18 protein-coding genes and 4 tRNA genes are annotated in these 24,051 nt (G+C 58.1%); 14 read left to right on the top strand and 8 right to left on the bottom strand.

Annotated elements, in window-relative coordinates; all coding sequences use genetic code 11:
• Positions 1-92 precede the first annotated feature (92 nt).
• Positions 93-1,277 (top strand): thiolase family protein, encoded by a 1,185-nt coding sequence (locus tag PMI27_RS15375; RefSeq protein WP_008151229.1) that lies wholly within the window; start codon positions 93-95, stop codon positions 1,275-1,277.
• A gap of 136 nt (positions 1,278-1,413) precedes the next feature.
• Here the strand turns inward: PMI27_RS15375 and PMI27_RS15380 are convergent, their stop codons facing one another.
• The gene (locus PMI27_RS15380; protein ID WP_008151226.1) at positions 1,414-1,608 is read right to left on the bottom strand and encodes a DUF6316 family protein; all 195 of its coding nucleotides are present in this window, start codon (positions 1,606-1,608) and stop codon (positions 1,414-1,416) included.
• A gap of 211 nt (positions 1,609-1,819) precedes the next feature.
• On the opposite strand from PMI27_RS15380, the gene PMI27_RS15385 reads away from it, so the two are divergent.
• A complete protein-coding gene (locus tag PMI27_RS15385; protein ID WP_008151223.1) occupies positions 1,820-2,779 on the top strand; it encodes a DMT family transporter in 960 nt (319 codons plus the stop codon).
• A 145-nt stretch (positions 2,780-2,924) separates the two neighbouring features.
• On the opposite strand, the gene PMI27_RS15390 is transcribed toward PMI27_RS15385, so the two are convergent.
• Positions 2,925-4,319 (bottom strand): class II fumarate hydratase, encoded by a 1,395-nt coding sequence (locus PMI27_RS15390; RefSeq protein WP_033053219.1) that lies wholly within the window; start codon positions 4,317-4,319, stop codon positions 2,925-2,927.
• 192 nt (positions 4,320-4,511) lie between these two features.
• Between PMI27_RS15390 and PMI27_RS15395 the strand changes: the two genes are divergently transcribed.
• The 5 genes from PMI27_RS15395 to PMI27_RS15415 all read left to right on the top strand — a co-directional run bounded on the left by PMI27_RS15395 (position 4,512) and on the right by PMI27_RS15415 (position 9,055).
• The gene (locus tag PMI27_RS15395; RefSeq protein ID WP_008151219.1) at positions 4,512-5,036 is read left to right on the top strand and encodes a DUF2059 domain-containing protein; all 525 of its coding nucleotides are present in this window, start codon (positions 4,512-4,514) and stop codon (positions 5,034-5,036) included.
• Between the two features lie 12 nt (positions 5,037-5,048).
• Entirely contained in the window at positions 5,049-5,348 is a 300-nt protein-coding gene (locus PMI27_RS15400) for a BolA family protein (protein ID WP_008151216.1), read from the top strand.
• A gap of 313 nt (positions 5,349-5,661) precedes the next feature.
• Complete coding sequence (gene trhO, locus PMI27_RS15405; protein ID WP_008151214.1) at positions 5,662-6,603, top strand: oxygen-dependent tRNA uridine(34) hydroxylase TrhO; 942 nt, start codon at positions 5,662-5,664, stop codon at positions 6,601-6,603.
• A 39-nt stretch (positions 6,604-6,642) separates the two neighbouring features.
• Positions 6,643-7,245 carry a DsbA family protein gene (locus PMI27_RS15410; protein WP_177327861.1) on the top strand — a complete coding sequence of 201 codons (603 nt, stop codon included), beginning with the start codon at positions 6,643-6,645 and terminating at the stop codon, positions 7,243-7,245.
• Complete coding sequence (locus PMI27_RS15415; protein WP_008151210.1) at positions 7,238-9,055, top strand: ABC transporter ATP-binding protein; 1,818 nt, start codon at positions 7,238-7,240, stop codon at positions 9,053-9,055. Before PMI27_RS15410 ends, PMI27_RS15415 begins: the two co-directional genes overlap by 8 nt.
• Position 9,056: 1 nt before the next feature.
• Here the strand turns inward: PMI27_RS15415 and PMI27_RS15420 are convergent, their stop codons facing one another.
• Positions 9,057-13,199: a hypothetical protein gene (locus PMI27_RS15420; protein WP_008151208.1), complete on the bottom strand. Its 4,143-nt coding sequence runs from the start codon at positions 13,197-13,199 to the stop codon at positions 9,057-9,059.
• A gap of 221 nt (positions 13,200-13,420) precedes the next feature.
• Between PMI27_RS15420 and PMI27_RS15425 the strand changes: the two genes are divergently transcribed.
• Entirely contained in the window at positions 13,421-15,880 is a 2,460-nt protein-coding gene (locus PMI27_RS15425) for an EAL domain-containing protein (RefSeq protein WP_008151205.1), read from the top strand.
• Positions 15,881-15,958: 78 nt separating this feature from the next.
• Positions 15,959-16,720: a TenA family transcriptional regulator gene (locus tag PMI27_RS15430; RefSeq protein ID WP_443200777.1), complete on the top strand. Its 762-nt coding sequence runs from the start codon at positions 15,959-15,961 to the stop codon at positions 16,718-16,720.
• An 83-nt stretch (positions 16,721-16,803) separates the two neighbouring features.
• On the opposite strand, the gene sugE is transcribed toward PMI27_RS15430, so the two are convergent.
• From sugE to rdgC, 3 genes are all read right to left on the bottom strand, one after another.
• Complete coding sequence (gene sugE, locus PMI27_RS15435; RefSeq protein ID WP_008151200.1) at positions 16,804-17,118, bottom strand: quaternary ammonium compound efflux SMR transporter SugE; 315 nt, start codon at positions 17,116-17,118, stop codon at positions 16,804-16,806.
• Between the two features lie 119 nt (positions 17,119-17,237).
• On the bottom strand, positions 17,238-18,203 hold the full coding sequence (locus tag PMI27_RS15440) for a bile acid:sodium symporter family protein (protein WP_008151198.1): 966 nt from the start codon (positions 18,201-18,203) through the stop codon (positions 17,238-17,240).
• A 147-nt stretch (positions 18,204-18,350) separates the two neighbouring features.
• Positions 18,351-19,271 (bottom strand): recombination-associated protein RdgC, encoded by a 921-nt coding sequence (rdgC, locus tag PMI27_RS15445; protein WP_008151195.1) that lies wholly within the window; start codon positions 19,269-19,271, stop codon positions 18,351-18,353.
• Positions 19,272-19,431: 160 nt separating this feature from the next.
• Between rdgC and PMI27_RS0229440 the strand changes: the two genes are divergently transcribed.
• The 4 genes from PMI27_RS0229440 (at position 19,432) to PMI27_RS0229425 (ending at position 19,975) form a co-directional block, all read left to right on the top strand.
• Positions 19,432-19,507, top strand: a tRNA-Val gene (locus tag PMI27_RS0229440).
• Between the two features lie 19 nt (positions 19,508-19,526).
• Positions 19,527-19,603 (top strand) — tRNA-Asp (locus PMI27_RS0229435).
• Between the two features lie 200 nt (positions 19,604-19,803).
• A tRNA-Val gene (locus PMI27_RS0229430) sits at positions 19,804-19,879 on the top strand.
• A gap of 19 nt (positions 19,880-19,898) precedes the next feature.
• A tRNA-Asp gene (locus PMI27_RS0229425) sits at positions 19,899-19,975 on the top strand.
• Between the two features lie 141 nt (positions 19,976-20,116).
• Here the strand turns inward: PMI27_RS0229425 and PMI27_RS15450 are convergent.
• Together PMI27_RS15450 and PMI27_RS15455 are read right to left on the bottom strand one after the other, a co-directional pair.
• Entirely contained in the window at positions 20,117-21,250 is a 1,134-nt protein-coding gene (locus PMI27_RS15450) for a catalase family protein (protein ID WP_033053218.1), read from the bottom strand.
• The gene (locus PMI27_RS15455) at positions 21,247-23,055 is read right to left on the bottom strand and encodes a di-heme-cytochrome C peroxidase (protein ID WP_008151191.1); all 1,809 of its coding nucleotides are present in this window, start codon (positions 23,053-23,055) and stop codon (positions 21,247-21,249) included. Before PMI27_RS15455 ends, PMI27_RS15450 begins: the two co-directional genes overlap by 4 nt.
• 268 nt (positions 23,056-23,323) lie before the next feature.
• Between PMI27_RS15455 and PMI27_RS15460 the strand changes: the two genes are divergently transcribed.
• A complete protein-coding gene (locus PMI27_RS15460; RefSeq protein WP_008151189.1) occupies positions 23,324-24,040 on the top strand; it encodes an FKBP-type peptidyl-prolyl cis-trans isomerase in 717 nt (238 codons plus the stop codon).
• Positions 24,041-24,051 lie beyond the last annotated feature (11 nt).

The raw sequence follows: 24,051 nt of genomic DNA, 5'->3' as shown, positions 1-24,051 counted from the left end.
ACGCATACGCGGGGTGAATGATTGTCGCGGTCGGTAATGCAGTGGACTTATGCTCGGTCCACTCCCAACCGACAACAACAATGAGGTATGCCATGCGTGAAGTGGTGATCGTCGACAGCGTGCGGACCGGCCTGGCCAAATCCTTTCGCGGCAAGTTCAACCTGACCCGCCCGGACGACATGGCGGCCCATTGCGTCAATGCACTGCTGGCGCGCTCGGGCATCGACCCGGCCAGCGTCGAGGACTGCATCGTCGGTGCCGGTTCCAACGAAGGGGGCCAGGGCTTCAACATCGGACGCAACATCGCGGTGCTGTCGCGCCTGGGCACCGGCACTGCCGGCATGACCCTCAACCGCTTTTGCTCGTCGGGCTTGCAAGCGATCGCCATTGCGGCCAATCAGATCGCCTCGGGTTGCAGCGACATCATCGTCGCCGGTGGCGTCGAGTCGATCAGCCTGACCATGAAAAGCATCAACACCGACAACCTGATCAACCCGCTGCTGAAAGAGCAGGTGCCCGGTATCTATTTCCCGATGGGGCAGACCGCCGAAATCGTCGCTCGTCGTTACGACGTTACTCGTGAAGAACAGGATCTGTACGCGCTGCAAAGTCAGCAACGTACCGCTCAGGCACAGGCCGATAGATTGTTTGACGATGAAATCGTGCCGATGGCGGTGAAGTATCGGGTTGAAGACAAGGCCACCGGTCAGGTGCAGATCCTTGACGGCATCGTCGATCACGATGACTGCAACCGCCCGGGCACCACTCTGGAAAGCCTGGCGGGATTGAAACCGGTGTTTGCCGAAGACGGTTCGGTGACGGCGGGCAATTCTTCGCAGCTGTCCGATGGCGCGTCGATGACGCTGGTGATGAGCCTGGAAAAAGCACTGCAACTGGGGTTGAAGCCCAAGGCGTTCTTCCGTGGTTTCACCGTGGCCGGTTGCGAGCCGGATGAAATGGGCATCGGCCCGGTGTTCTCGGTGCCGAAGCTGCTCAAGGCCAAGGGTTTGCGGATTTCCGACATTGATCTGTGGGAACTCAACGAAGCGTTTGCATCCCAGTGCCTGTACAGCCGCATTCGGTTGGAGATCGATAACGACAAGTACAACGTCAATGGCGGCTCGATTTCCATCGGCCATCCGTTCGGCATGACCGGCTCGCGTCAGGTCGGGCATCTGGTGCGTGAATTGCAACGCCGCAACGTGCGTTACGGCATCGTCACCATGTGTGTGGGTGGCGGGATGGGGGCGACCGGGTTGTTTGAAGCGGTGCGTTAAGACTGCAAGAATTGTGTTGTCTGGTTAACCGCTATCGTCGGATCGCCGCCCGGAGCTGGCTCACTCCCACATTGGATCTATGTCGCACACCAGATCCCTGTGGGAGTGAGCCTGCTCGCGATGGCAGCGCCGCGGTCTACAGGCTCATCCGCAAAACCAGCATCCGCTCAATGTAAGCCTGTACCTCCCGCGCCAACTTCTCCGGATTTTCAAACGGCCCCTCAAGGGTGTTTTCCCGGGTGCTGAAATATAAATCTCCATTCACGCGACACACCCGGTCACAGCGAAAGTGAGTGGCGGGGGCATTGTCCTGGGCGCGCTTGCCGTACATGGCGATCTCCTGAGGAATGTACCTGTTGGCGAATCCCATGAGCTTATGCATGAACCACTTGTAACGCCTGGCCAACCGATCGACGGCATAGCGCCAATTTAATGGTGCGACCTGCACAGTTTCATTCGCGGCCAACGCCCAACTGTCCCTGTGTGCCGAACAGCTCTAAGCCTAGAATGACCGTTCTTGCTACTTGGCTGCGGGGTTCGCAATGCACATTTCATCGGGTCGCTGGGTTTACGGTCTGTTCCTGGCCTTGGTGACCGCGCTGCTGTGGGGAATCCTGCCAATCAAACTCAAGCAAGTGCTGCTGGTGATGGACCCGGTCACGGTGACCTGGTTTCGCCTGATCGTATCCGGCGGCTGCCTGTTCATTTATCTGGCGGCGACCAAACGCCTGCCGAGCCGCAAGGTGCTCGGGCCGCGTGGTGGCTGGTTAGTGGTGATGGCGGTGCTCGGCCTGGTGGGCAACTACGTGTTGTACCTGATGGGCCTGAACCTGCTGAGCCCCGGCACCGCGCAACTGGTGGTGCAGATGGGCCCGATCATGTTGCTGATCGCCAGTCTGTTTGTGTTCAAGGAACGGTTCAGCGTGGGGCAGGGGGTTGGCCTGCTGGTGCTGTTGATCGGCTTTGGCCTGTTTTTCAATCAGCGGCTGGCCGAGTTGCTGACCTCGCTGAGCGATTACACCGCCGGCGTGTTGCTGGTGCTGTTGGCGTCCACAGTCTGGACGTTCTACGCCTTGGGCCAGAAGCAATTGCTCACGGTGTGGAATTCGTTGCAGGTAATGATGGTGATCTACCTGTTCTGCGCGCTGTTGCTGACGCCGTGGGTGCATCCGCTGGAAGCGCTGCAACTGAGCCCGCTGCAAGGCTGGCTATTGCTGGCGTGCTGCATGAACACCCTGATCGCCTATGGCGCGTTTGCTGAGGCTCTGGCGCATTGGGAGGCGTCGCGGGTCAGTGCGACACTGGCGATTACGCCGTTGGTGACGTTTGCTGCGGTGGCAGTGGCTGCGTGGTTGTGGCCGGAGTATGTGCATGCCGAGACGATCAATGGTCTGGGTTATGGCGGAGCGGTGCTGGTGGTGCTGGGATCGGCGCTGGTGGCGTTGGGGCCGTCGTTGATTGCGGGGCTCAGGGCTCGGCGGGTTCGGGTGGCGGCCAGTTAGACCGCGTTATCGTTCATCGCGAGCAGGCTCGCTCCTACAGGTTTTGCGTCGATCAAAATATCCGGTATCGACACAAAACCCGTAGGAGCAAGCGGTGCGGCGATCCGACTTGCCCGCGATGGCTGACTGTCAGGCGCTACAAAACTCAGCCCTTGGCACCGGCCTCAAGCATATTCTCCGGCCTTACCCACGCATCAAACTCTTCATCCGTCAGATACCCCAACTGCAACGCCGCCTCACGCAAGGTCAGCCCTTCTGCGTAAGCCTTTTTGGCGATTTCCGCCGACTTGTCATAACCAATGTGCGGATTCAGCGCTGTCACCAGCATCAACCCACGCTCCAGATGTTCAGCCATTTTCTCTGCATCCGGTTCCAGGCCGGCGATGCAATGCTGCTGGAAGTTGCTGCAGCCATCGCCGAGCAAGCGAATTGATTGCAGCAGGTTGTGGATGATCACCGGTTTGAACACGTTCAGTTGCAGGTGCCCCTGACTCGCGGCAAACCCGATGGCGACGTCGTTGCCCAATACCTGACACGCCAGCATCGACAGGGCTTCGCACTGAGTCGGATTGACCTTGCCCGGCATGATCGAACTACCTGGTTCGTTGGCCGGCAGTTTGACTTCGGCGAAGCCTGCTCGCGGCCCGGAGCCCAGCAGGCGCAGGTCGTTGGCGATTTTCATCAGGGTCACGGCGAGGGTTTTCAGCGCGCCGGACAGCGTGGTCAGCGGCTCATGGCCGGCCAGGGCGGCGAATTTGTTGGGGGCGGTGACGAACGGCAAGCCGGAGAGGGCGGCCAGCTCGGCAGCGATGGCTTCGCCAAAACCGTGGGGCGAATTCAGCCCTGTGCCGACCGCGGTGCCGCCCTGGGCCAGTTCACAGACGGCCGGCAGCGCGCTACGGATCGCCCGTTCGGCGTAATCCAGTTGCGCGATGAATGCCGACAGTTCCTGACCGAAGGTGATCGGCGTCGCGTCCATCATGTGGGTGCGGCCGGTCTTGACCAGTTTCATGTGCCGCGCGGACAGCTCGGCCAATCCGCCCGACAGTTCGCTGATCGCCGGCAGCAATTGCTGTTGCACCGCCTGGGCTGCCGCGATGTGCATGGCGGTCGGGAAACAGTCGTTGGAGCTCTGGGAGCGGTTGACGTGATCGTTAGGGTGAACGGGCGACTTGCCACCGCGAGCATTACCGGCCAGTTCGTTGGCGCGACCGGCGATCACTTCGTTGACGTTCATGTTGCTCTGGGTGCCGCTGCCGGTCTGCCAGACCACCAGCGGGAACTGGTCGTCATGGCTGCCGTCGAGCACTTCGTCGGCGGCCTGCTCGATCAGCCGGGCGATGTCGGCGGGCAGGTCACCGTTGCGGTCATTGACCCGCGCCGCGGCTTTCTTGATCAGCGCCAGGGCATGCAGCACCGCCAGCGGCATTTTTTCGTTGCCGATGGCGAAGTTAATCAGTGAGCGTTGCGTCTGAGCGCCCCAGTAGGCTTCATCCGGGACTTCCACCTGGCCAAGGCTGTCGGTTTCGATACGGCTCATCATGCACACTCCTGTAGGTCGATAGCGCAGTTTAGGCCGTGATCGCCGGCCGTGGTTCCATCAGTCTGTTTTTTGACCATTCAACCCCTCTAAATCAGGCCAGACAAGGCTTGGGGTTGAGCGACACACTTTTTTAGGTGCAGAATGGTCGCCCTTGGGGTAATGACCTCGCCTGCTAGAAAAGGAAACTCGATGACTCGTCTTCGTGCCATCTGTACCGCGGTTGCACTGGTTTGCGCCAGCGGCCCTGTTTTTGCCGATACCGCCAGCCACAACGCCAGTGCCGAAGCTTTCCTGACTCTGGCGCACGCTGACAAATTGGGCACTCCGGTGTACATGCAAGTGCAGCAAATGTTCGCTCAGCGCTTTGTACAAACCAAAGCCCCTGAATCGAAGAAGGCCTTGCTGGAAACCTACCAGGCCAAAGCCAACGCCGCGCTGGACCGAGCCATTGGCTGGGACAAGCTGAAGCCAGACATGGTCAAGCTCTACACCACCAACTTCAGCGAATCCGAGCTGAAAGACCTGGTCGCGTTCTACCAGTCGCCACTGGGCAAGAAAGTCCTGGAAAAAATGCCGCAGCTGACTCAGCAATCGGCCCAGATGACTCAAGCCAAGCTGGAAAGCGCCGTGCCTGTGGTCAACAAACTGCTGGCTGATATGACCGCCGAGCTGGAGCCTAAAGGCGCCGCCGCTCCTGCCAAGAAAAAGCCTTAAGCGGAGTTCGGTATGACCATGCAACAACGCATCGAATCGACGCTGGGCCTGTTGCAGCCGCAGCATCTGCAAGTGCTGGATGAAAGCCACATGCACAGCCGTGGGTTGCAGACCCACTTCAAGGCCGTGGTGGTCAGCCAGCAGTTCGAAGGGCTCAACCGCGTCAAGCGTCACCAGAAAGTCTACGGCACGCTCGGCGAGCTGATGGGCGAGTTCCATGCGTTGGCGCTGCATACCTACACGCCAGAGGAATGGGCACAGATCGACGCGGCTCCGGCCTCGCCGACCTGTGCCGGTGGCAGCAAACATTAATGTGAAGGGCTGATGGGCTGATGGGCTGATGGGCTGTTGTGGCGAGGGGATTTATCCCCGTTCGGCTGCGAAGCAGTCGTAAAACCAGACAACTCGGTTTGCCTGGCACGCCTCGTAGATGCTGATATTTCAGGGCTGCTTCGCAGCCCAACGGGGATAAATCCCCTCACCACAGGGTTTGTGCCAGACCTTACAGATCGCAGTCCTAAAACCACACGGTTTTTGCTAGAATCCGCAACGCGCCGCTCACCCGGCGCGTTTTTTTTCGCATCCGGTTCACCCCTTACGAGGGTAGCCACCTGGAGAATCACCCATGACACAACAGATTGTCGTGGCGGCACTGTATAAGTTCGTCACCCTGGAAGATTACGTCGCCCTGCGCGAGCCACTGCTGCAAGCGATGGTCGACAACGGCATCAAAGGCACGCTGCTGATCGCCGAAGAAGGCATCAACGGCACCGTGTCCGGCAGCCGCGAAGGCATTGACGGGCTGATGGCCTGGCTCAAGAACGACCCGCGCATGGACGACATCGACCACAAAGAGTCGTACTGCGACGACCAGCCGTTCTATCGCACCAAAGTCAAACTCAAGAAAGAAATCGTCACCCTCGGCGTCGAAGGCGTAGACCCGAACAAAAAGGTCGGCACCTACGTCGATCCAGAGAACTGGAACGCGCTGATCAGCGATCCGGAAGTGCTGTTGATCGACACCCGCAACGACTACGAAGTCTCGATCGGCACCTTCGAAGGCGCCATCGACCCGAAGACCACCAGTTTTCGCGAATTCCCCGACTACATCAAAGCCAATTTCGACCCGGCTGTGCACAAAAAAGTCGCGATGTTCTGCACCGGCGGCATTCGTTGTGAAAAGGCCTCGAGCTACATGCTCAGCCAGGGTTTCGACGAGGTCTATCACCTCAAGGGCGGCATTCTGAAGTACCTCGAAGAGGTGCCGCAGGAAGAAACCAAATGGCAGGGCGACTGCTTCGTGTTCGATAACCGCGTGACCGTGCGCCACGACCTCAGCGAAGGCGACTACGATCAATGTCATGCCTGTCGTACCCCGATCAGCATCGAAGACCGCACATCCGAGCACTACGTGGCCGGCATCAGTTGCCCGCATTGCTGGGATAAGCTGAGCGAGAAGACCCGTCGCAGTGCCATCGACCGGCAAAAGCAGATCGAACTGGCCAAGGCTCGCAACCTGCCTCACCCGATCGGCTACAACTACAAGCAAACTCCTTCCGAGGCTTGAACCATGTCTGCGCAACGCCTGCTCTATGTGATGGACCCGATGTGTTCCTGGTGCTGGGGCTTCGCGCCGGTGGCCAACGCGCTGGTCGAGCAGGCGCAAGCAGCGGGGGTGGACGTGCACCTAGTGGTGGGCGGTTTGCGTACCGGCAGCGGTTCCGCGCTGGAACCGACCACCCGGCGCTACATCCTTGAGCATTGGCAAGCAGTCACCGAAGCCACGGGTCAACCGTTCAAGCTGGAAGGCGCGTTGCCCGACGGGTTTGTCTACGACACCGAACCTGCCTGTCGGGCGTTGGTGACCGCACGCAGCCTGGCGCCGGATTGCGCGTGGAAACTGCTCGGGCTGATTCAGCACGCGTTTTACGCCGAAGGGCGCGACGTCACCCACGCCAGTGTTCTGGTGGAGCTGGCGGAGCAGGCCGGTCTGCCGCGCATCGAGTTCGCCGCCGCGTTCGACCGTGCCGATCAGCACGCCGCGACGGCGGCCGATTTCACCTGGGTCCAGGACCTGGGCATTGCCGGTTTCCCTACCTTGCTGGCTGAGCGTAATGGTCAATTGGCGCTGTTGACCAATGGCTATCAGCCGCTCAGCGTACTGTCTCCGTTGCTCGGCCGCTGGCTGGAGCGCGCTGCCTGTGCATGACCAGCCTGACGACACCGCAACCGCTACACGTGTCGACCGTCTGAGCTGGGCGGAAATCCGTCGCCTGGCGCTGCATCACAAAAAATCCCTGTGGATCGCCAACGGCGTGGCCGTGCTGGCAACCTTGTGTAGCGTGCCAATTCCCTTGCTCTTGCCGTTGCTGGTGGACGAAGTGCTGCTGGGCCACGGTGACGCCGCACTGAAAGTCATGAACCACGCGTTGCCCGACGACTGGCAGAAAGCGGTGGGCTACATCGGCCTGATGCTGTTGGTGACCTTGTTGCTACGTTGTGGCGCCTTGTTCTTCAACGTGGTTCAGGCAAAGTTGTTTGCGGCACTGGCCAAGGACATCGTGTATCGAATTCGCACACGGCTGATCGAACGGCTCAAGCGCATTTCCCTGGGCGAATACGAAAGCCTGGGCAGCGGCACAGTGACCACGCATCTGGTCACCGACCTGGACACGGTGGACAAATTCGTCGGCGAAACCCTCAGCCGTTTCCTGGTCGCCATGCTGACCCTGGTCGGCACCGCGAGCATTCTGATCTGGATGCACTGGAAGCTGGCGCTGCTGATCATGCTGTTCAACCCGCTGGTGATCTACGCCACGGTACTGCTGGGCAAGCGGGTCAAGCACCTGAAGAAACTCGAGAACGACAGCACTTCGCGTTTCACCCAGGCACTCACCGAAACCCTCGATTCCATTCAGGAAGTGCGTGCCGGCAACCGTCAGGGTTTTTTCCTCGGGCGCTTGGGTCAGCGCGCCCGGGAAGTGCGCGATTACGCGGTGAACTCGCAGTGGAAAACCGATGCGTCGAACCGTGCCAGCGGCTTGCTGTTCCAGTTCGGCATCGATATTTTCCGTGCGGCGGCGATGCTCACCGTGCTGTTTTCCGACCTGTCCATCGGCCAGATGCTCGCGGTGTTCAGCTACCTGTGGTTCATGATCGGTCCGGTGGAACAGCTGCTGAATCTGCAGTACGCCTATTACGCGGCCGGCGGCGCGCTATCGCGGATCAACGAGTTGCTGGCCCGGGCCGATGAGCCTGAATACCCGGGCGGTGTCGACCCGTTCAACGGTCGCGAAACCGTGGGCATCGAAGTCCAGGGATTGAGTTTCGGTTACGGCGACGAGCTGGTGTTGAACCAGATGAACCTGTCGATCGCCCCCGGCGAAAAAGTCGCGATTGTCGGCGCCAGCGGTGGCGGAAAAAGCACCTTGGTGCAGTTGCTGCTGGGCCTGTACACGCCGCTTGCCGGGACGATCCGCTTCGGTGGTTCGACCCAGCAAGAGATCGGCCTGGAAACCGTGCGGGAGAACGTCGCCGTGGTCCTGCAACATCCGGCGCTGTTCAACGATACCGTGCGCGCCAACCTGACCATGGGCCGTGAACGCAGTGACGAAGCCTGCTGGCAAGCGCTGGAAATCGCGCAATTGCACGCCACGATTCGTGAGTTGCCCAATGGCCTGGACAGCATCGTCGGACGTTCCGGCGTGCGTTTGTCCGGCGGGCAGCGCCAACGCCTGGCCATTGCGCGGATGGTGTTGGCCGAGCCCAAGGTAGTGATCCTCGACGAAGCCACCTCGGCACTGGATGCCGCCACCGAATACAACCTGCACCAGGCGCTGGTGCGGTTCCTGAGCAACCGCACCACGCTGATCATTGCGCACAGATTATCGGCCGTGAAACAGGCCGACAGGGTGCTAGTGTTCGACGGCGGACAAATTGCCGAGGATGGCGACCACCAGCAATTGATTGCCGAGGGTGGTTTGTACGCCAAACTATATGGGCATTTGCAGCAACATTAGATCAGTGCCATGTGACGTGCAGAGCATTTTCACCACCGTCGTAACCGAATCCCTTGACCGCAACCGAACAGGATTCGCAGGGTGGCATGGTGGTGGCGACATTAACTGTTTCGATCGATGCGGGATCGGGGTATTTTTTGCGAATCACGCTGATCAACTTGCTTTCGCTGTCCAGTGACGTGGGTTTGAGAGTCAGTGCCGGGCGATAGTTATCAATATCTTTTATTGTCGCTGGCACAGCGAGTAATTTGCCTTGATCAGACACAAGTAGTGATGTGCTGGGAAAAACTTCGTTCTTGTCAACATTGAAGTAGGTCGTTTCGCCTACCTTGACCTGATCTGCGTCAGGATGTTTCTTGAACAAAGGCAGATGTCCGGTCGCCCCCTGCGCTCCCGAAACACTGACATAAACCTCCCGCTTCCCGGTGGCGGTAACGACCTCGGCATAGGCGATGTTTCTAGGATTGAACGAGCGCTGGTCACGAGGGATAAGCTTGTGAAGCTTTTTCATCGTCCTGTCGATCCTCAATGCGCTGTCGGCTTTGTTCAGCACAATGGTCGGCTCAAGGAACAATGTATCGAAAATTTCCACTGTTCTTTGACGGAGCGCTTCTGGTGCGACCTTGCTGCGCGACCAGCTTGTCGCACCTTTCGGCAGCTCCGTGACAATCATTCGGGTCGAGTGATCGAACAGCACCGCTTCGCCTGGACTGGTATCGACCTTGAGCAACTTGAGCGTATCGGGCGGGTTCACGTGGCCGCCAATCGGAATGGCAATGTCTTCCATTGTTTTCAACGCACGTTCCACCGCTTCCGTACCGTGAATCCTCGCCATATTGTTGGCATTCAACGATCCGGTGTAGACAGTCATCAATTCTGCTTTGAGATCTTCCGGCAATGTGGAAGCTTTCTTGAGATTCAGCGTGTCTCTTATGCTTTGACCTTGTGCCAGTTCGGCAACATAAAAATTGCCGGCATCCAGTCGGGTGAACACATAGTGCTTTGAATCGTCTATCGCCGGGATGATGATGGCACCGGCCTCGAAGGTATCAAATTGATTCTGGGTCCCGTAGGGAATACTCACGTTGATCCTCCCATAAATCCCTTTTTGGAACGCCACCGTAGCCGGGAGCCGTCTTTTATTCTTCAGGGTATTAAGCAACATCGCCCGATCCGCAGTGGCTGGCGTATAGATACTGTCTCCGAACCACGGTGCCCAACCTTTGTTTTCATCAAAACTGCCAATGGCCGGCGTCGGTGCCGGATCAGCGGTGACGAATGTGGTCATGCATTTATCGGCAACCGGCGGGCTACGCCGTACCCGGCAAGGCAAGGATCTGAACATCGCCTGATCATCAATCAAGTCGGCACGGCGCAGTTGGTTGCCGTCCAGACGATAGGGAATGTCATCGACGAACAGTGTGGTTCGACCATCGACCTCAAGTACTTCACGGATTTTGGCGTATTCCGGGAGTTCTACCAGGGTGTGCGATTCGGTAGGCGGTAACGTCTTGAAGGTTGACCGGCCCCGCATGAAGTTTCTGTGGTTATTGCTCAGGCGCGGGCCATAAGGCAAGGACGTCACCGGGTCGACGGGGTGGAATCGGGTCAGGTCCGACGGGTTGGTATTGCGCACAAGTACATCATCGACGCCGTTGACCGTTGCCAGTCGATCGCTGTTTGTCAGCGGTTTCCAGCGCCCCGGATCGGTTGTCTGGGGCAGGTTGCGGACCAGTCGGTAGCTGTCGGCGTGTCCTGTCAGTTTTTTGAACCCGCCAACACCCATGCGGCCCACCGTGTACAGTCCTTTCCACGCACCGGTGCCCATTGTCTTGAGCAGTGTCGGAACCCCGTCCAGCGGGTTCAGGTTTTTCAGCGAGGCGGTCAGCAGCTTTCGGGTCAACGTTGAAAAGGAGGGCAGACTTGCTTTGACGGTCATGCGTGAGGCCGTGGCCCCGGCCCTGATCAAACGCACCGAACCCGACATGAATTTCCCGATAGGACTGAGGAATGAAGCAAGGTCGAATACGAGTCCGATCGCGCCTAGGAGGATCCGGTCGGTTTTGCCCGACAAAAGGTCCTCAATACTGCCCCAGAAGGGCACAAACCCTTTGGCCAATTCTACGAACGTATCCCGCCGTTGTTGGTTTCTGGCCCTGATGGTGTCGAATACCGTCATGCCGCGGGCTTGGGTATGCAACTGCCGTTCATCTATGTACAGAAAGTTCGTTGCAATGTAGTGGGCCACTGCATTCAAACGGGATACCCGGTCCGTTCCGCTTGGCGATACAGCAGCGGGCACGTTACCTACCACGCCGAGGATCGCTATGCAGTACGCCCTGTCAGCAGGCCGCGTGCCGTTTAAGTGCGCTGACCAATCGAGAAGCAGAGAAGTGCTGACTTCAGCCGTATATGTTTGTCCGGGGATTGAAGCGTGCAAGGGAAACGTGGTGCGAACCCCGTTGACTGTTGAGTACCTCAAGTGGGGTCGGCAACGAATGACGCCAGCACTCGGGATCAGTTCGTAATAGGTGATTTCACGATTGTGTGTCACCTGTAGAACGAAGCCTTTTCTTGGCCGGATGTCTCCCGATAATTGGATGTGTGTTTCTTCCAGGCGCAGGCTCAGCAAGCGGACGTCACCCCACTCAAGGGCCTGGCGGTCGGCCAGTGGCAGCGAGGTCAGCAGACTGACGATCAGAGTCTGATAGGCCGTCCTGATTTTCGAGAGGTAGTTTGTGAAGTCGGTTGCAAACTGCGTGTTGATATCAGGCAGCGTCTTGCCCTCGTATCTTCTAAACACACGCCTTTCGATCCCCCGATGATCCTTGCGAAACTCCTCATCACGCAGGGTTCGCTTGTCGTCGATTTTGATCCAGCGACTGGTTCGTGTTTTCCCATCGGATTGGGTTACAAACCATTTGCTTGCGTCATCGAATTGGCCATCGGCATAGATATCCAGGAATGCATGGCCTGGCAGCTTCAATGAGGGCATATCTTTGGAACCCAAGGCGCTCGGTGGTTCATCACGCAGCAACTTGAGCCCGTCCGATTCGAACATGGCATCGCCAAACAGATCATCCTTTACCCGTTTGGCCATCTTCAGTCTTTCAGGGGGCGGCAAATCGAGTGTCATGACGGCGTTGTTCAGGCTCTCGCTGTGGCTTTCCAGAGCGGCCATCGCCCGCGTCATATCGCCTTCATCGTAATCGGATTGTGTTCGCGACTGAACGATACCGCAGCAGACCGCCCACTCCAGCGCTGGCCCCATCCTCAGTCGGGTAATCTGCTCAAGTTGTTCGGGCGAGGCCTCGGCGCTCCGGGTCAGGGGCAGGTCGACGAGTTGTTGAAAGGACAGCGGTTGCAATCGATCAAGGCCGAGTTCATCGGCCAGCAGCACGCCGTGCATGAAGTTCACCCACACCACCGAGCTTTTGTAAGGAAGGTCGGGCGGGATATCGCGCACAGCGAAGTCCTTTGAGAGGCGGGTCTCGAACACCCGCGCCAGTAATATCGCATCCTTGGGGTTGGCGAGCCGCCGGGTGCGCAGCAAGTGCTGTTCGAAATCGCTACGCAGGCTTTGGTAGCTTTTGCCCCAGTGTGCCGGGTCTTCCCAGCGGAAGCCGGCGAGTTCTTGCGAATCGTCAGCCGACGACTCCTGAAAGTAGAGGCATATGGCTTTGCAAATCAGTTGATTGCGTACGGACGTCGGCGTCTGTTCGCCAGGGTGTGCGCCATACCATTTGAGTTTCTTGAGCAGCCGGTCTGCCAGATCCTGTGCCTGGGGCGCGTTCAATATCCGCTGGAGAAATACCGAAGGCGTCGCACGCAATTCCTCTTCGGACGCGAGACGCAGTACGTCGCCGCCCAGATGACGGATCAACGGGGGCTTGCCGATCATCAAGCTTTTTACGGTGTCGACGATTTGAACATTGATGCGTTTTGCCTTGTACATATTGATGGTCAGGGGGGGCGCGACGGTGGGTGTTGCTCGTTGCAAAGCCTTGAACCGCTGTCGATCCTGAGCGGTGGGTTGGGTAATAAAAGCTTCGATATCCGGGCCGTCTTCAAGTCCCAGTGCTTGTCTGGCGCGAATTTCTTCGGCAGCCGGTGTGTCGGGTGCAGCTAAAGGTATCGATGTCATGTTGCACTCCTCATCAAAGTAATTCCCGCAACAACAAGTAGGGGAATTCCTGGAGTGCCCAGTAAATCGATCTCGAAATATGCTGTGGCGGTACATATATATGGCTGTGTTCAGAGTGTGCCGAGGCTGATCCTCCGCTTGCCGGAACCGGGAACGCACCCTAGTCTAGCTGTAGCGATCACGTTGGATGATGATCTGGCAGTGCTAAAACAAGGGACCTCATGAATCAAGCGCGGACTCTCGGAACGCCACGGTTGTTGGGCATCGTCTGGCCATTTATTGCCGTCGTGCTGTTTCAGGCGATGCTCGGTGGCGTGAGCCTGTACGTTCTGTCGGCGGTTCGCGGCTACGTTGCCGGTGAAAGCCTGTGGTCCAAAGGCCAGAAAGACGCCATCTATTACCTCAATCTCTACGCCGACAGTCACGACGAGACGATATTCAACAAATACCAGAACGCGATCGCGGTGCCTCAGGGGGGCCACGAATTGCGTGTGGCGCTGGATCATCAGCCGCCGAATATCGAAGCCGCGCGCGTGGCAATCCTCAAAGGCGGCAACCACCCGGATGACATCAATAGTGTGATCTGGCTGTACCTGAACTTCCGGCACTTCAGTTACCACGTGAAAGCCATCAACCTCTGGATGGTGGGTGATGCGTATATGGTGCAACTCGATGCCATTGCGCGGGAGATGCATCAGCGCATCACCACCGGTCAGGCCACCGATGCCGACATCAAGCGCTGGAAGGATCAGATATTCGTCATCAACGAAAGTGTGACACCGGCGGCGAAGGCCTTCAGCGATGCCTTGGGCGAAGGCTCGCGGATGATCCTGCGGGTGTTGCTGGCGACCAACCTCGCCACGGCCCTGGGTTTGATCCTCCTGGCCTTGATGCGTACGCACAAACTGCTCAAGCAGCGCCATGCCTTCGCCGACGCTCTGCAGTTGGAGAAAGACCGGGCACAAATCACTTTGCAATCGATTGGCGATGGCGTGATCACCACGAATGTCGAAGGCGCGATCGCCTACATGAACCCGGCCGCCGAGGCGTTGACTCACTGGAAGGCCGAGCAGGCGACCGGTTTGCCGCTGGCGGCGCTGTTCAATCTGCTGGACGAGAACGCTCAGGCCGATGGCTTCACGTTGATCGAGCACATTTTGAGCGGACAGCTGAGCGGTGGCAGCGAACACTCCAAACTGATCCAGCGCCTGGATGGCAGCACGGTTTCGGTGACCCTGGTCGGTGCGCCGATCCGCAACGCCGGCAAGGTCAGCGGCACCGTGTTGGTGCTGCACGACATGACCCAGGAACGACAGTACATTGCCAATCTGTCCTGGCAGGCGACCCATGACGCCTTGACCGGGCTCGCCAACCGCCGCGAGTTCGAATATCGCCTGGAACAGGCGCTGCACAACCTGGCGCGCCAGTCAGGGCGCCATGCCCTGATGTTCCTCGATCTGGATCAGTTCAAACTGGTCAACGATACCTGCGGCCATGCGGCGGGTGACGAGTTGCTGCGGCATATCTGCGCTCTGTTGCAATCCGGTTTGCGCGAAGGCGATACCCTGGCCCGCCTGGGGGGCGACGAGTTTGGCATCCTGCTTGAGAACTGCGCCCCGGAAGCCGCCGAGAAAATCGCCGAGGGCCTGCGTCAGACCGTGCAGAACCTGCACTTCGTCTGGAAAGGTCGACCCTTCGTGACCACTGTGAGCATCGGGCTGGTTCACGTCACTCAGAATCCGACCACGCTCGAAGCCTCGTTGCGCGCTGCCGACATGGCCTGCTACATGGCCAAGGAAAAGGGCCGCAATCGGGTTCAGGTCTATCACGCCGATGATTCGGAACTGTCCCTGCGCTTCGGCGAGATGGCTTGGGTGCAGCGCTTGCACATGGCGCTGGAAGAAGACCGCTTCTGTCTGTACGCCCAGGAAATCGCGCCCCTTGGTCATATCGAGAAGGGCGGTGGTCATATTGAAATTCTGTTGCGCCTGCATGACGAAGCCGGACGCATGATTTTGCCCGACAGTTTTATTCCGGCTGCTGAGCGTTATGGTCTGATGACTTCCCTTGACCGCTGGGTTGTACAGAACGTTTTCAAAATTATTGCCCAATGCATAGCCGAACAGCACAAAGGACCATTGGCCATGTGTGCGATTAATCTGTCAGGCACAACTATCGGAGATGAGGCGTTTCTGCACTTCCTGCGTGAACAGTTCGTTACTTACTGCATACCGCCTGAAATGATTTGTTTTGAAATCACTGAAACCAGTGCTATTTCCAATCTCGGAAGTGCAATCAAATTTATTAATGAACTCAAAGGTTTAGGCTGCCACTTTTCACTGGACGACTTTTGCGCCGGAATGTCCTCATTCGCCTACTTGAAACATTTACCTGTAGACTTCTTGAAGATCGACGGGAGTTTCGTAAAGGATATGCTGGACGACCCGATTAACCGCGCCATGGTCGAAGTGATCAATCACATCGGTCATGTTATGGGTAAACGTACGATTGCCGAGTTTGTTGAAACACCCCAGATCGAGCAGGCATTGCTGGAGATCGGGGTGGATTACGCTCAAGGGTATGTTATTGAACGCCCGCATTTGTTTACCAGCGACAGTTTACTAAGTCGTCCAGCCAGGCCTCAGCCTTTGTTATTCAAGGCGCCTGGCACGTTCCGTTGAAATCTCTTGCTGATCCTTATAATCACAATCAAAAGGAGCTCGACAGTGATCGACACATTCAACCGAACCGGACCCCTCATGGAAGCTGCAAGTTATCCCGCCTGGGCTCAACGCCTGATTCAGGAGTGCAGCGAGAGCAAGCGCCGGGTTGTCGAACACGAACTGTATCAGCGTCTGCGTGATAACAAACTCAGTGCAAAGACTATGCGCCAGTACCTGATTGGTGGCTGGCCGGTAGTCGAACAGTTCGCGTTATATATGGCACAGAACCTGACCAAGACTCGCTTTGCCCGCCATCCAGGTGAAGACATGGCGCGTCGCTGGTTGATGCGTAACATACGTGTCGAATTGAACCATGCCGATTACTGGGTGCACTGGAGCCGTGCTCACGGTATCAGCCTGGAAGATCTGCAAGCGCAAAAGGTCGTCCCTGAACTTCACGCGTTGAGCCACTGGTGCTGGCACACCAGTTCATCGGATTCACTGATCGTTGCCATTGCCGCCACCAACTACGCCATTGAAGGTGCGACCGGGGAGTGGTCGGCGCTGGTCTGTTCCAGTGGTGTCTACGCGGCCTCATTCCCGGAGGAAGATCGCAAGCGGGCCATGAAGTGGTTGAAGATGCATGCCCAGTACGACGATGCCCATCCGTGGGAAGCCCTGGAAATCATCTGCACGCTGGCGGGTATGAACCCAAGTAATTCCCTGCAAGTGGAATTGCGTCAGGCCGTCTGCAAGAGCTATGACTACATGTTCCTGTTCCTGGAGCGTTGCATGCAGCTTGAGCATGCGCAAAAGGCTCCTGTGGCGCGTGAACGCATGGAGCTGGCCGAGAGCTGATCGGTTAATACACGCCATTAAAAAAGCCCGCTCCCCTGTCTGTATCAATAGGGGGGGCGGGCTTTTTAGTAACGGCAGTAAAGTCAGGCGCTGATTTTCAGCCCGACCAGCCCGGAAATGATCAACGCCACACTGGCGAGCCTGAACAACGCCATGGATTCACCGAACAGAATGATCCCGGCAATGACCGTCCCGACCGCACCGACCCCGGTCCAGATCGCGTAGGCCGTGCCCAGCGGCAATTCCTTCATGGCAAGGCCCAGCAAGCCAAGGCTGATGGCCATGGCGGCAACGGTCAATGCGGTGGGGAGAGGGCGGCTGAAGCCATCGGTGTATTTCAGGCCGACGGCCCAGCCAACTTCGAACAGGCCGGCGAAAAACAGAATGATCCAGGACATGAGAGACCTCCATCGATTGACGGGGTCGTCCCCAGATTAATGACTCGATCGAGCCGCGAGGTCGTCCTCGCGTTTTGCAATAGAGTGCCCATCATTAACCCGAGGATCAAGTTTTCGGATCAGTCGATAGCCTGCTGTGCCGCAGCTTCCCGATCTTCTTTCTCGCTCATCCGGCGGAAATACGTCGAGAGCAGCGCCCCGGAGATGTTGTGCCAGACGCTGAACAACGCACTCGGCACCGCCGCCAGCGGTGAGAAGTGCGCACTGGCCAGGGCAGCGCCCAACCCGGAGTTCTGCATGCCGACTTCCAGCGCCAGGGATTTACGCTGGGCCAGTGGCAACTTGAACAGCCTCCCGGTGAAGTAACCCAGCAGATAGCCAAAGCTGTTGTGCAGCATCACCACGGCCATGATCAGCAGTCCGGATTCGGCAATCTTCGCCTGGCTGGCGGCCACCACGGCAGCGACAATGATCACGATGCTCACGACCGACACCAGTGGCAACACGTCTACCGCGTGACGAACCCGATCACCGAGTACGCGCTGGGCAACCACGCCGAGCACGATTGGCAGCAGCACCACTTGCAGGATCGACCAGAACAGCTCCATGAACGACACCGGCAACCAGGCTGAGGCCAGCAGCCAGATCAGCGCCGGGGTCAGCAGCGGGGCGAGGAGGGTGGTGACGGCGGCGATGGCCACCGACAGCGCCAGATCGCCGCGGGCCAGCCAGGTCATTACGTTCGACGAGGTGCCGCTAGGGCAGCAGCCGACCAGGATGACGCCGACAGCGATCTCCGGCGGCAAGTGGAACGCCTGGCAAAGCAACCACGCCACACCGGGCATGATCACGAAATGCGCAACCACGCCCAGGGCCACGCGCCATGGATGGCGAGCGACTTCGGCGAAGTCTTCGAGTTTGAGGGTCAGGCCCATGCCGAACATCACCAGGCCCAACAGCGGCACGATCGCGCCCTTCAGGCCGATGAACCAGGTCGGTTGCAGGAACGCCACTACGGCGAAAATCAGTACCCAGTAAGCGAAGGTGTTGCCGACAAAACGACTCAATGCAGCCAGTGCGCGCATGGCCTGATCCTTATTATTAAGTAGCACCACAAAACCAACTGTGGGAGCGAGCCTGCTCGCGATGGCGTCATCACGGTCAACATTTTTGTCGACCGTTAAACCGCTATCGCGAGCAGGCTCGCTCCCACAGGGATAACCTTTTACCTTTTAGATCCCCTGCGGAGTCTCTTCACCGCCCAACGCTTCAACCAGCGCCGGCAGGAAGTCGCCGAAGGTCAGCATCATCAGGGTGAAGCTGGCGTCCAGTTGGCCGAGGGCTTCTTCGCCACCGTCCTGTTCCGCCTGGTCTTGCAGCAGGTCTTCGAACTTCAGGCGCTTGACCACCATCTTGTCGTCAAGAACGAAAGACAGCTTGTCCTGCCAGGCCAACGACAGCTGAGTGACCACTTTGCCGGTGCTCAGGTGCAGCTGGATTTCTTCGCTGGTCAGGTCCTGGCGCTTGCAACGCACGATGCCGCCGTCTTCGTGGGTATCACGCAGCTCGCACTCGTCCAGCACGAAGAAATCGTCTGCGGCTTTCTGGGTGGTGACCCATTCAGTCATGGTCGCGGTAGGGGACATCTTCACGGTCAGCGGACGTACCGGCAGTGTGCCGATGACTTCACGCAGGGTGGACAACAGGTCTTCGGCACGTTTCGGGCTGGCCGAGTTGACCAGGATCAGGCCCTGTTTCGGCGCGATGGCAGCGAAAGTCGACGAACGACGAATAAAGGCGCGCGGCAAGAAGGCCTGGATGATTTCATCCTTGATCTGATCGCGTTCCTTTTTGTAGACCTTGCGCATTTGTTCGGCTTCGATCTCTTCGACCTTTTCCTTTACCGCGTCGCGCACGACGCTGCCCGGCAGAATGCGTTCTTCTTTACGGGCGGCGATCAGCAGGAAGTCGCCACTGACGTGCGCCAGCGGAGCATCTTCGCCCTTGCCGAATGGCGCGACGAAACCGTAGGTGGTCAACTCCTGGCTTGCACATGGACGCGCCAGTTTGGTGGCCAGTGCAGTTTCCAACGCCTCGGCATCAAAAGGCAGATCTTGGGTCAGGCGATAGATAAGCAGGTTTTTGAACCACATGGGGCGAGTCTCTCCTTTATACAAAGGGGGGCATTATTCTCTTCACAGCGCCATAGGCCAACCCTTCTCTAAGCCTTTGGAAGGCCTGAAAAAATTAATTAAAAAAGTGCTTGCCAGAGGTGTGGTCGCTACGTAGAATGCGCGCCACACCGAAAGTGAAGGGTGATTAGCTCAGCTGGGAGAGCGTCTGCCTTACAAGCAGAATGTCGGCGGTTCGATCCCGTCATCACCCACCATTCGCTTCCAGTGTTACGCGCAGCGGTAGTTCAGTCGGTTAGAATACCGGCCTGTCACGCCGGGGGTCGCGGGTTCGAGTCCCGTCCGCTGCGCCATATTCGGTTATCTGGAACGCTGAACGCCAGGTCACCACGGAAAAGCCCGCTTAACGCGGGTTTTTTTCTGTCCAAAGTTTACAAGTTGTTCCTGCAGGTCGCGTCGTTTTATAGGTTTTCAGATTTTTTTGAAAAATTATTCAATTAAATCAACACTTTATGAAAATCTGTGGCACAATGCGCCCCGCAACGAAGGTAAAGGGTGATTAGCTCAGCTGGGAGAGCGTCTGCCTTACAAGCAGAATGTCGGCGGTTCGATCCCGTCATCACCCACCATTTACTTTCAACGCTACGCGCAGCGGTAGTTCAGTCGGTTAGAATACCGGCCTGTCACGCCGGGGGTCGCGGGTTCGAGTCCCGTCCGCTGCGCCATATTCGGTCACCTGGAACGCTGAACGCCAGGTCACCACAGAAAGCCCGCTTAATGCGGGCTTTTTGCTGTCTGGGGTTTGGCTTCTGCCGAGGCTCTACCAAGAAAGCGACCTTCGGGTCGCTTTCTTTCTTTCTGCGTTCTTATCGTTCGGCGTTGCGGCTGTGTCGGTAGTCGCTCACCGCTTCATACACGGCTTTGCGCAACCGGTTGATGCCGCCAATGGGGCGATGAGCCTCAAGGCCAAACCACGGGTTGAACGACTGGTTATCGCATTGCACGTTCAGCGCAGGCGTATCGAAGTCCTGGGCGGGTACTTTAATCCGCGCCACGGTCTCGAACGGAGCATCGTTTTGCTGCCATTCAATGCTCGTGTCTTCGATCGGCATGTACTTGACCGGGTCCTGACGCTGAATCTGCAGGACGAAGCAGGCCGGCATCCGGTCGGTCGACAGTTGCTGGTTCAGCGCATTGCGCAGGAAGTTCGGCAACTTCTGGTTTTGCGCAGGCAGGGTGTAAGTCGGGCAGCTTGCCGGATCGGGCATGACGCGGAACTTGGCATTGGCGTCGCCGAATTTGTAGGGCGAAACCGAAAAATAAGTCGTCTGGGTCGGGCTTTCCGGGGCGGGTGACAGTGTCGCCAGCGCGATAAACAGATGGCGAACCTGCCAGGTCCGCGGGTCCCAACCCGGAAAGAACGCCATCAGCTTCTTGCCGTCAGCCTGTGCGGCTACATTCTGACGGTACTCGGCGACATCGCTGACGAAGAAATTCGGATGGCTGAACATCACGAAGTCCTGCTCACCACGACTCTGTTGGTCATGCAGCAGTTGTTTGCCGGGCACATCGAGCAACTTGATTGCCATGCCCCGTGCATCGCGGATGCTGTCGAACTGTGGGTAGGCATTGCCGTTGGACAGCCGCATCGTCGCTTGCCAGGTTTTGCCGGGTTCGTTGAACACACCCTGACGCAGTTCGCCCGCTAGATCCGGCAGCACCTGAACCTCGGCCTTCACGCAGCCATGGGCCTTGGCATGGGCGTCGCGCAGGTAGCGGGTGCTTTCACGGTGCTGATCGACGATGCGCACGGCCGTCTGGATGATGTCTTGGGTCATCGCTGATTCGCCATCCGGAATCAGCTCTTCAGCCGAAACCGGGCCGCCGTGCTGCCAGGCGAACCACGCCGTGGCCAGCGCCCAGGCGAGCAATCCAAGGCCTAGCGACCACAGCAGGGTTTTGCCGAGAAAGGCGCCAAAACGCATCCAGAGTCTGCTCATGGCAATTGAGTCTCTAACGGACCGCCCAACACTTTCAGATACTCCAGCAGCGCCCAGCGCTCTTCTGGTTGCAACAGGCGACCGATGACGCCGTTGCCACGCGTGCCTGCCCGGAATTCGTGGCCGCTGTTGTGATTGCCGGTGATGCGTGTGTCGAACATGAAGCCATTGGCGAAGGCCTCGGTGCGATAGCCGAGGTGCCTTGGGTCGTACTCGAAAGTGCCTTTGTAGAAGGTGGTTACGCGTTCATCCTGGGGCGAGAGCAACTGATAAATGCTCGGCACCGAACCGTTATGCAGAAACGGTGCGGTGGCCCAGACTCCCGCCAATGGTCGCGCCTTGTAGGCGCGCAATTCGCGCACGCCAATCGGCAGGCCGAAGCCATCCATGTCCGGTCGTTCGGCCGTAGGAATGTTTGCTTCACGGTAGGCCCGGTTTCCGACAAAAGCGGTGACGTAGGCCAACCCTTTAGCCGATGAGAGCTTGCTCAAATCCAGCGATTCGGTAGGCGTCGGCTGCAACTGAACATCCAGCTGCGCCAGCTCTGCCGGGTCCCATTGCAGGGCGGTGAGGTCGAAGCGATGGTCGGCGATGTTATTGGCCGCGCCAGGGTCTGTGCCGATGAACTCCACGGGCAGCATTTTCAGATGTTGCACCCAGCGCCCTTCGCTTTGGACCGATCGAGGTACATGGCAGCCGGCGCAGTTCTCGGTGAATAATTCGCGACCTTTTGCGGCCTGGGTTTTGTCGATGGCGCCCAGCAGTTCTTCCGGCCAGGCTGGCGGTTTGAGCCGTTGCAGGGTTTGTTCGATCAGGTGCAGATCGCGCAAGCGGACACTGGACGGATAACGGGCGTCTCCTTTAAGCGGTTGGCCGTTGGCGTCGAAAAAATTCAGCGTGGCACCCACGCCCAAGGCTTCGCCGATGTTGCGGGCCATCGGTTGCTGCGCCGAACCGTTCCACTGCACCCAATCGAAGGTCCACATGTCCCACAGTTGCGGATAGTCGACCGGGGCGTTGGCCACACGGTAGTTGGCCGGGGAAATCGCATCGCCGAAACTGGCGTTGGCAATGCGCCCGAAAGCGTCAGTGCGGCCGGGGCCTTCTTCGGTGGGGTAGAGCCCGCGGTGGGTGTCGTTCCAGGCCACCTTCAAAAAGGTGTCGAGAGATACTTTGAAGTCTTTGCGCAGTTGTTGATGCCGGGCATCGTAGTCCTGGCCCAATACGTTGCGTGCGAAACGTTCGAATTTCCACGGGTTGTAGTAAGTCGACGTCAGACTCGCTACCAGCGCTTGTCCGAAACTGCCGCCGCGCAACGTAGGAACGCTGGAGGGCAGAACGTGCTGCGCCGAACCGCCATCGATGCGCACGGCCTGGCCGTTAAAGCGCAGTTCGCCGGTGTGGCAGGCGGCGCAGGTGATGTCCAGAAACTCGTCCTGGCTTCCAGGGTTCTGATGACGGGCAAAACCCACGGGCAGATTGCCGGGGTTGTTCGGGGTGGCGCGCTGGTTGGGGTCGATCAGAAAACCGAAGCGGGCGAGGTATTCGGGAGCGGCGAATCGCTGTTGCGAGAACGGTAATTCGAGGGCTTTGAACCAGTCATAGTGCAAACCTTTGACCTGGGTACCCTGAGGTGTGAAGTAGTAAGTCTCGCGGTCGCTGGCGCTCCATTGCTCCAGGTAATGCACCTGCTGCGCGGGTGACCAGGCCGGCAATTTCGGGTTGGCGACGTAATACAGAGCCACAGCAAGGCCCAGCCCCAGCAGGATTGCGAACAGAGCCAGCAAGCGAAAGAAGAGGCGCAAGATAAACATCCTTGTCGATTTGAAGCTCCCTTATGCCTCAGCACCTGAGGTGCGGCAAGTGGCCATTACGCCAGATGCTGGGGTTCTGCTATCGGTCTCTGTGGGCGAAAGATGACAGAAGCTTCATCAGCCCATTCCCGAAATGCGTTAAAACACCTGAACTTATCAGAAGTTTCCTGCTCTCATGCCGGTAGCCATTGGTCGTGGCCGCCTGATAAGCTCGCGGCTTTACTCGATTGCCCTTTAGGCGCATGAACAAGGAAATAGCATGAAACAGCATCGGTTGGCGGCGGCGGTGGCCCTGGTTAGCCTGGTACTTGCGGGTTGTGATTCGCAGACCAGCGTAGAGCTGAAAACCCCGGCGCAAAAAGCTTCCTACGGGATTGGCCTGAACATGGGCAAGAGCCTGGCTCAGGAAGGCATGGATGATCTGGACTCCAAAGCCGTAGCCCAAGGCATCGAAGATGCCGTCGGCAAGAAAGAACAGAAGCTGAAGGATGACGAACTGGTCGAAGCCTTCGCAGCACTGCAAAAGCGTGCTGAAGAGCGTATGGCCAAAATGAGCGAAGAGTCGGCAGCTGCCGGCAAGAAATTCCTCGAAGACAACGCCAAGAAAGCCGGTGTAACCACCACCGCTTCGGGCCTGCAGTATGAAGTGGTCAAGAAAGCCGATGGCGCACAGCCTAAGCCGACCGACGTAGTGACCGTTCACTACACCGGCACCCTGACCAATGGCACCGTTTTCGACAGTTCCGTCGAGCGTGGCAGCCCGATCGATCTGCCGGTCAGCGGTGTGATTCCGGGTTGGGTCGAAGGCCTGCAACTGATGCACGTTGGCGAGAAGTACAAACTGTACATCCCTAGCGAACTGGCTTACGGCGCCCAAAGCCCAAGCCCGGCGATTCCAGCCAACTCGGTGCTGGTATTCGACCTGGAACTGCTGGCAATCAAAGATCCAGCAAAACAAGACGCTACTGCCAAGTAATCAGCGTCTGC

Origin of the sequence: Pseudomonas sp. GM41(2012) (assembly GCF_000282315.2) — a bacterium.
In the GTDB taxonomy this organism is placed as follows: domain Bacteria; phylum Pseudomonadota; class Gammaproteobacteria; order Pseudomonadales; family Pseudomonadaceae; genus Aquipseudomonas.
This window is presented reverse-complemented; position numbering and strand designations above follow the sequence as displayed.